Source organism: Ideonella sp. P3_A4, assembly GCF_056403075.1.
Genome location: NZ_JBFUGE010000271.1, coordinates 1 through 8090 on the forward strand (window position 1 = coordinate 1; position 8090 = coordinate 8090).

Below are 8090 nucleotides of genomic sequence, written 5' to 3' on the forward strand. Positions count from 1 at the left end.
ACACAGGCCAGCGCGAGGCGGTGGCCTTCGATTGGCATGAACTCTGGCAGGCGACCTTGCGGTTCGAGAGCCGCGCGCCCCTGGATCTGCGCCCCTACCAGAACGGCACCCTGGAGTTCGACCTGGACGTGACCGACCTTGCCAAGGGCGGCGTGCGGGTCAAGATGGGCTGCGGCAGCGGCTGCGAACGGGCTGTGAACCTCATCGATGTGGCGCGCGCCTGGGCGAGCAAGGGTTGGCAGCACGTCGCCTTGTCGATGAGCTGCTTTGCCCGGGACGGCGCCGACTTCTCCAAGGTGAGCCTGCCCTTCTCGCTCGATGCCACTGGCACTGGCCGCGTCAGCGTGGCCAACGTGCGGATCGTCCGTGGCGTGCGCCCCAGCCTGCCCTGCCCCGACTACCGAACCGAGTCGGTCACACCCGCGATGCAGGACGAGTCGTGGGCCGTCGAGTGGTGGATGCCGCGCCACCAGCAGAAGCTGGAAGAAAAGCGCAAGCTCGTCGCCGACGGGACGCCGCCAGAAGTCGTGTTCATCGGCGACTCCATCACCCAGGGCTGGGAGAAGGAAGGCCGCGAGGTCTGGCTGCAACACTACACGCCGCTGCACGCACTGGCGCTCGGCTTCGGCGGCGATCGCACCGAGAACGTGCTGTGGCGGTTGCAGAACGGCGAGATCGACGGCATCGCACCCAAGGTGGCCGTGCTGATGATCGGCACCAACAACACCGGCCACCGTGCCGAGGCCCCAGAGACCACCGCCGCCGGCATCAAGCGCCTGATCGAGGAGATCCGTCGGCGGTCGCCGCGGACCAAGGTGCTGCTGCTGGCGATCTTCCCGCGCGGCGAAAAACCCGACGACTTCCTGCGCGGCATCAACAACCGCGTGAACAAACTCATCGCCGGCTACGCCGACGGGCGCCGCGTGCACTTCCTCGACATCAATGCCGAACTGATGAACCTGGACGGCACGCTGTCCAAGGACATCCTGTTCGACATGCTGCATTTGAGCGACAAGGGCTACGCCATCTGGCAGCGCGCGATGCACCCCACCTTGCAACGGCTCTTGAACAATCCCTGAACGACCACGCAGCTCCGCCCAGCCGAACGACTGGTCCGAGTTGAGGCTCGGCATGGGGTGCTGGGGTACCGGCGACTAATTTTGAGACACATGCCCCGATTCCTAAACCGTCAGAGCGCGCAGGAGACCGTGCGCCGGGCATTCAAACCAGAGAGGTAGACCATGAAGCATGTCTTTTCATTGGCGTTGCTGCTCGCGCTGTCGACCACGGCGACGCACGTGCAGGCCGAGAGTTGCGGCGGCGGCGGCGGTGCCACCGTTTGCCTTACGGCCACCGGCAGCAACAACAACGTCACCTTGAACTGGACGGTTTCGGGCCAGATCAGCAAGGTCCAGGTGTACCGCGACATCGACAGCAGCCCCGCTGGGCGCATACGCATCGCGCAGCTCAGCGGCGGCGGCGTCACGAACTACGTCGACACCACCGCCGCCTCGGGCACGACGTACTGGTACTGGATCAAGTTCAACGCCGGCAACGCCCCCCACAACTCCAACGCTGCCGACGCGACGCGCGTGTTCGTGACGAGCCTGGGTGGCGGCGGCACGCCCGACAAGCGGGGGCCCATGCGCAACATGACGAGCCTGCAGCTGTCGCCAGCAATGGCTCCGGGCTGGAACCTCGGCAACTCGTTGGAGGCCATCGGCGGTGAGACGAACTGGGGCAACCCGGCCACCACGCAGGCCATGATGAACGCCGTCAAGGCCGCAGGCTTCAACTCGGTGCGCATCCCGCTGTCGTGGAAGCAGTACGCCGATTCGAACGACAACCTCCGGGCCGACTGGCTGGCACGCGTGACCGAGGTGGTGAACTACGCCCACAACGCCGGCCTGTACACCCTGATCAACATCCACTGGGACGGCGGCTGGATGCAGCCCAACTATGCGCACCAGGCCTCGGCCAACGCCCGCATCAAGAAGTTCTGGAAGCAGATCGCGAACCACTTCAGGAACTACGACGACACCCTGCTGTTCGCCGCCCTCAACGAGGTGATGGTCGACGGCGACTACGGTACGCCGCCGCCCGAGTACTACACGGTCCACAACGGCTTCAACCAGACCTTCGTGGACACGGTGCGCGGCACGGGTGGCAACAACGCCGTGCGCCACCTGATCGTCCAGGGCTACAACACCAACATCGACCACACCTACAACTTCTTCGCCGTGCCGATCGACAGCGCCGCCAACCGGCTGATGCTGGAGGTGCACTACTACGACCCGTTCAACTTCACGCTCAATACCGCCAACGACAACATCTGGCAGTGGGGCAGCATCGCCACCAGCCCGCCCAACACCGAGACCTGGGCCAATGAGGGCTACGTCGACGCACAGTTCGACAAGCTGAAGCAGCGCTTCACCGATGGCAAGGGCATTCCGATCGTGATGGGCGAATACGCCGCGGTCGCACGTCTGAACGTCGACCCCAGCCAGAAATATCGCACCTACTGGGACGAGTACATCACCCGCTCTGCCCGCGCACGCGGCGTCGTGCCCATGTACTGGGACAACGGCTACCTCTCGGACCACCAGATGGGGTTGTTCAACCGCTCCGCCGCCACCCAGGGCTACCCCAGCCTGATCAGCACAATCGTCAACGCACGATGACCGCACGTCGCGGCTTCCTTGCCAGCACGGCCGTGGCGCCATTGCTGGCCGCCATGGTGCCCGGCGTGTTGGCCGGCGAAGCAGCTGCCCCAGGTGCGCGGGCACGGCCCTTCGCGCTGTCCAGCGTGCGGCTGCTGCCCGGCCCTTTCCAGACAGCGCAGGCGCTCGACCAACGCTACCTGCTCTCGCTCAGCACCGACCGGCTGCTCCATGGTTTTCGCGTCAACGCAGGGCTGGCGCCAAAGGCCGCCCGCTACGGCGGCTGGGAATCGGAAGATCTTTGCCCAGGCCACACGCTCGGCCACTACCTGAGCGCCTGCTCGATGATGTGGGCGTCCTCAGGCCAAGAAGCCTTCCAGCCGCGCGTCAACCACGTGGTCGACGAACTTCACGCATGCCAGCAGGCGGCCGGCAGCGGCCTGGTGTGCGCCTTCCCCGACGGTGAGGCGCAGCTGCGCAATGCCGTGGCCGGGCGGGCGGTCACGGGTGTGCCTTGGTACACCATGCACAAGATCATGGCCGGCCTGTGCGATGCCCATGTGCATGCCGCGAACCCCCGCGCGCTGGCCGTGCTGGTCCGCCTGGCGGACTGGATGGTGGAAGCGACGCAGGCCAGCGGCGAAGAGCGCTTCCAGCAGATGCTGAACGTGGAGCACGGTGGCATGAACGAGGTGCTGGCCAATCTGCATGCGCTGACCGGCGATGCGCGCCATCTGCGCCTGGCCCTGCGCTTCAACCACCAGGCCGTGCTCGACCCCCTGGCCGAGGGCCGCGACGCTCTTGACGGGCTGCACTCGAACACGCAGATCCCGAAGGTGGTCGGTTTCGCCCGCCTGGCGGAGACAACCGGCGAAGAACGCTACGCAAAGGCTGCCCGCTACTTCTGGGGCACGGTCGTGCATCGCCGCTCGTTCGCCACCGGCGGCAATGGCGACGGTGAGCACTTCTTCCCACCCGCCGATGCGGCCCAGCATCTTGCCTCGGCGAAGACGATGGAGACCTGCTGCACCTACAACATGCTGCGGCTGACGCGGGCGCTGTTCACTGCCGAGCCCTCGGTGGCCTACGCGGACTACCACGAGCGCGCGCTGTTCAACGGCATCCTCGCTTCGCAGGACCCGGACTCGGGCATGGTCACCTACTTCCAGTCCACGCGCYCCGGCTATCCAAAGCTCTATGGCACACCTGAGCGCTCGTTCTGGTGCTGTACCGGAACCGGCATGGAGAACTTCGCCAAGCTGGGCGATTCGATCTACTTTCGCGACGCGAACGACGCCGACGGCGCGGGCGCGCATGAGTCAACGAAGGGCCGCTCCCGAGTGACTCATCCCCCTCGGGGGGCGGACGACGCTACGCGTCGGCCTGGGGGCACGCTCTACGTCAACCAGTTCATCGCCTCCACGCTCGACTGGGCCGACAAGCAGGTGCGCCTGCGTCAGACGACGGCCTTCCCCGATGAGGCGAACACGCGCCTGTCCATCCAGGTCGCACGACCGACGCGCTTTGCGCTGCGCCTGCGCCACCCTGCGTGGTGCCCGCATCTGACGGTGCAGCTGAACGGCCGACCGCTCACCGAAAGCCATGAGCCTGGCCGCTACGTGGAGCTGGACCGCGTCTGGCACGAAGGCGACGTAATCGACGTGGCCTTTCCCATGCGGCTGCATCTGCAGCCGCTGCCCGGTGCCAGCGACATCGCGGCCGTCATGGTCGGCCCGATCGTGCTGGCTGCACGCATGGGCCGCGAAGGGATGCAGCCGGGCGACGACATCGTCGCCGGCCAGTATGCGTACGGCGAGGTGCTGAAGACCGAGGCAGCCTTGCCGCATCTCGCGCTGGGCGGCGGCGCGTTGGAAGACGCCGTCCGGCCCGGCGATGCGCCGCTCTCGTTTCGCGCCCGGACCGGCACACCCGCGGGCGGGATCGAACTCGTTCCTTTCCACCGAATCGCGCACGAGCGCTACAGCCTGTACTGCCGGCTGACCTGAACATCAGCCCAACGCCCGAGACGCCCTCAGCGTCGCATCCGACAACGCGAAAGAACATGCAAGCCAAACACCGACTCCCGGGCGCCGACTGGTCGCGCCGCTCGTTCCTGCACGCTGCTGCCGCTTCGGCCGGCACCGGTGGCCTGAGCCTCGCCCACGCCGCGCCCGCGCCCTTCGTACCGACCTGGGATTCACTGGTCGACGGCTACCGCACGCCCGACTGGTTCCGCGACGCCAAGTTCGGCATCTGGGCCCACTGGAGCGCGCAGTGCGTACCCGAAATGGGCGACTGGTACGCCCGCAACATGTATTTGCAGGGCAACTGGCAGTACGACCACCACGTGCAGACCTATGGGCACCCCACCAAGGTCGGCTTCATGGAGATGCAGAACCGCTGGAAGGCGGAGAACTGGGAACCCGAAGCCTTGATGGATCTGTACGCGAAGGCCGGCGCGAAGTACTTCGTCTCGCTCGCCAACCACCACGACAACTTCGATGCCTACGATTCCAAGTACCACGCCTGGAACTCGGTGCGCGTCGGCCCCAAGCGCGACATCGTCGGCACCTGGGCCAAGGCGGCGCGTGCGCGCGGCCTGCGCTTCGGCGTCAGCAACCACTCGGCGCATGCCTGGCACTGGCAACAGGCCGCCTACGGCTACGACCCCGAAGGGCCGCTGGCCGGCCAGCGCTACGACGCTTTCCGGCTGACCAAGGCCGACGGCCGCGGCACCTGGTGGGACGGCCTCGATCCGCAGGACCTCTACACGGGGCGCAACATGGTGATGCCCGACGGCATCACCACCGTGCGCACCGCCAACGAATGGCATGAGCACAACGACCGCGTCTGGGACGAGAAGGCCCCGCCGCACAACCCGGCGTTCACGCGCCGATGGTTCCTGCGCTGCCGCGACCTGATCGACAGCTACAGGCCCGACCTCGTCTACTTCGACAACTCTCGCCTGCCGCTCGGCCAGGCCGGCCTGGACATCGCTGCGCACTACTACAACGCCAGCATGGCATGGCATGGCGGCAAGCTGGAGGCCGTCATCAACGCCAAGGAGATCCCGCCCGAGTGGCGTGCCGGGCTGGTCGAGGATGTCGAGCGGGGCCAGCGCGCCGGCATCGAGCCGCTGCCCTGGCAAACCGACACCTGCATCGGTGACTGGCACTACAACCGCGGCGTCTTCGACAGCCACCACTACAAGTCGGCGGCCAGCGTGATCCACCGCCTGGTGGACATCGTCTCCAAGAACGGCAACCTGCTGCTGTCCATCCCGCTGCGCGGCGACGGCACGATCGATTCGGACGAACGCAAGATCCTGGAAGCGCTGGGCGAATGGATGGGCCGCAACGGCGAAGCCATCCATGGCACCCGCCCCTGGCGCACGTTCGGCGAAGGGCCGACGCAGGTCGGCGGCGGTATGTTCAGCGAAGGCCAGGTCAAGGAGTTCACCGCCGAGGACATCCGCTTCACCACCAAGGCGGGTGTGCTGTACGCGATCGGGCTGGCCTGGCCGAAGAGCGGCGTCATGCGCATCGCCGCGCTGGCGCAGGATTCCGGGCTGATGCCGGGCGTGATCGAGCGCGTCGAAGCATTGGGCTCCACCGACAGCCTGGCGTTCACACGCAGCCGCAAGGGGCTGGAGGTCAGGCTGCCCGAAGGGCTGGCCGGCTCGCCGGCCGTGGCGCTGAAGATCCGCGGCGCGGGGGTGGCATGAAGACCACCCACCACCTCGCCACGGCCATCCTGGCTCTGGCCGCATCGGGCTGCCATGCGGCAGACGCCGTCATCGCATCGCCCGACGGCCGCGTCGCCATCCGCATCTCCGGCGACGGCAGCCAATTCAGCGTCAGCCGCCGTGGTGAAGCCGTCATCGCCGCCTCGCCCCTGGGGCTGGACCTGGACGGCCAACCCGCCCTCGGCCCGTTGACGCTGGAGTCGCGCCAGGACGTGGCCGAGGACCGCGTCATTCCCCTCGTCGCCACGAAGGCGGCCACAGCCCGCGTCCACTATCGCGGGGCGACGTTGGCCTTTCGCGAAGCGGGGAGCGGACGCCGCCTCTTCATCGATGCACGCGCCTACGACGACGGTGTCGCCTTCCGCTACCGCCTCGAAGACACTGGCCCGGTGCAGCTTCGCGGCGAACGCACGGCCTTCGTGCCGGCCGGCGACCCGTCCTGCCTCGTCACGCCGCTCGACGGCGGGCACGAAGCGCAGTTCGAACGCCTGAAGATCTCGCAGCTCAAGCCGGACGCCGCCTATGACGTGCCTGTGGTCTGCGCCACGCCCTCGGGCCGTACCCACTACGCCATCACCCAGGCCCATCTGCAGGGCTACACCGGCGCCTCGCTGCGACGCGAGGGCGACGCACTGCGCCTGCACCTGTCGGGCGTGCCGGGACGCCCCGGCCCGGCCTTCGTCTCGGCCGGCGGGCTGACGACCGCCTGGCGCGCCGTCATGCTGGCCGACCGCGCAGGCGACCTGATTCCCTCCCAGCTCATCGGCAACCTCAACCCGCCGCCCCAGGGTGATTTCAGCTGGGTCAAGCCCGGCAAGGCGGCGTGGGACTGGTGGTCGGGGCCGCTGGAAGGCGTGAAGCCCGACGTGGCGGCCTACAAGCGTTTCATCGACTTCGCGGCCGAGTCCGGCTTCCCCTACCACCTGATGGACGCCGGCTGGGCGTGGGGCACCGGCCCCTGTTGCGATGCCCTCCCCACCACCGACATCGCCCGCGCGGCTGAGGGCATCGACATGCCGGCGCTGGCGCGCTATGCGGCCGACAAGGGCGTGGGGCTGCTGCTGTGGGTGCACTGGCAGCACCTGGCGCCACGCATGGACGAGGTGCTCGACACCTACGCACGCTGGGGCATCAAGGGCATCAAGGTCGACTTCATGAACCGCGATGACCAGGAGATGGTGGCCTTCTACCAGCGCGTCGCCGAGGCGACCGCCAAACGCCATCTGCTGCTGGACTTTCACGGCGCCTACGTGCCGGCCGGCCTGCAACGCAGCTACCCCAACTTCATCACCCAGGAAGGCGTGCTGGGCGCCGAATGGAACAAGATGGACCGGCGCGTCACCCCGCAGCACAACCTGATGCTGCCGTACACGCGCATGCTGACGGGGCCGATGGACTACACGCCGGGCGGCTTCCGCAATGCCACGCCGCAGGGCTTCGAGGTCCGCGCTGTGATGCCCCAGACGCAGACGACCCGCGGCCAGGCGCTGGCCATGTACGTGGTCTACGACAGCCCGCTGCAGATGGTCTCCGACGACCCTTCAAACTACCGCGGCGAACCCGGCTTCGACTTCATCAAGCGCGTGCCCACCGCCTGGGACGAGACGCGGTTCCTGGATGGCGAGCCGGGGCGCGACATCGTGCTCGCGCGGCGCTTGGGGCCCAGCTGGTACCTGGGTGCGATG

The 8090-nt window shown here is 67.5% G+C and carries 5 protein-coding genes; all 5 read left to right on the forward strand.

All coding sequences use genetic code 11. The features are described from left to right. Positions 1-1079, forward strand: a 1079-nt coding sequence (locus AC1DYI_RS20860) for a GDSL-type esterase/lipase family protein (protein WP_477206047.1), incomplete at its 5' end; no start/stop codon positions are given. 162 nt (positions 1080-1241) lie between these two features. Further along, complete coding sequence (locus AC1DYI_RS20865) at positions 1242-2681, forward strand: glycoside hydrolase family 5 protein (protein ID WP_477206048.1); 1440 nt, start codon at positions 1242-1244, stop codon at positions 2679-2681. Further along, positions 2678-4666, forward strand: a complete 1989-nt coding sequence (locus AC1DYI_RS20870) for a glycoside hydrolase family 127 protein (protein ID WP_477206049.1) — start codon at positions 2678-2680, stop codon at positions 4664-4666. The genes AC1DYI_RS20865 and AC1DYI_RS20870 overlap by 4 nt, the downstream gene beginning before the upstream one ends. Positions 4667-4722: 56 nt before the next feature. Then, positions 4723-6384: an alpha-L-fucosidase gene (locus tag AC1DYI_RS20875; RefSeq protein WP_477206050.1), complete on the forward strand. Its 1662-nt coding sequence runs from the start codon at positions 4723-4725 to the stop codon at positions 6382-6384. After that, a partial coding sequence (locus AC1DYI_RS20880; protein WP_477206051.1) for a glycoside hydrolase family 97 catalytic domain-containing protein occupies positions 6381-8090 on the forward strand: 1710 nt, incomplete at its 3' end. The genes AC1DYI_RS20875 and AC1DYI_RS20880, both read left to right, overlap by 4 nt.

Coding starts and splice junctions, on each gene's coding strand:
- AC1DYI_RS20875 (WP_477206050.1), top strand. CDS start 4,723: ATGCAAGCCAAACACCGACTCCCGGGCGCCGACTGGTCGCGCCGCTCG.
- AC1DYI_RS20865 (WP_477206048.1), top strand. CDS start 1,242: ATGAAGCATGTCTTTTCATTGGCGTTGCTGCTCGCGCTGTCGACCACG.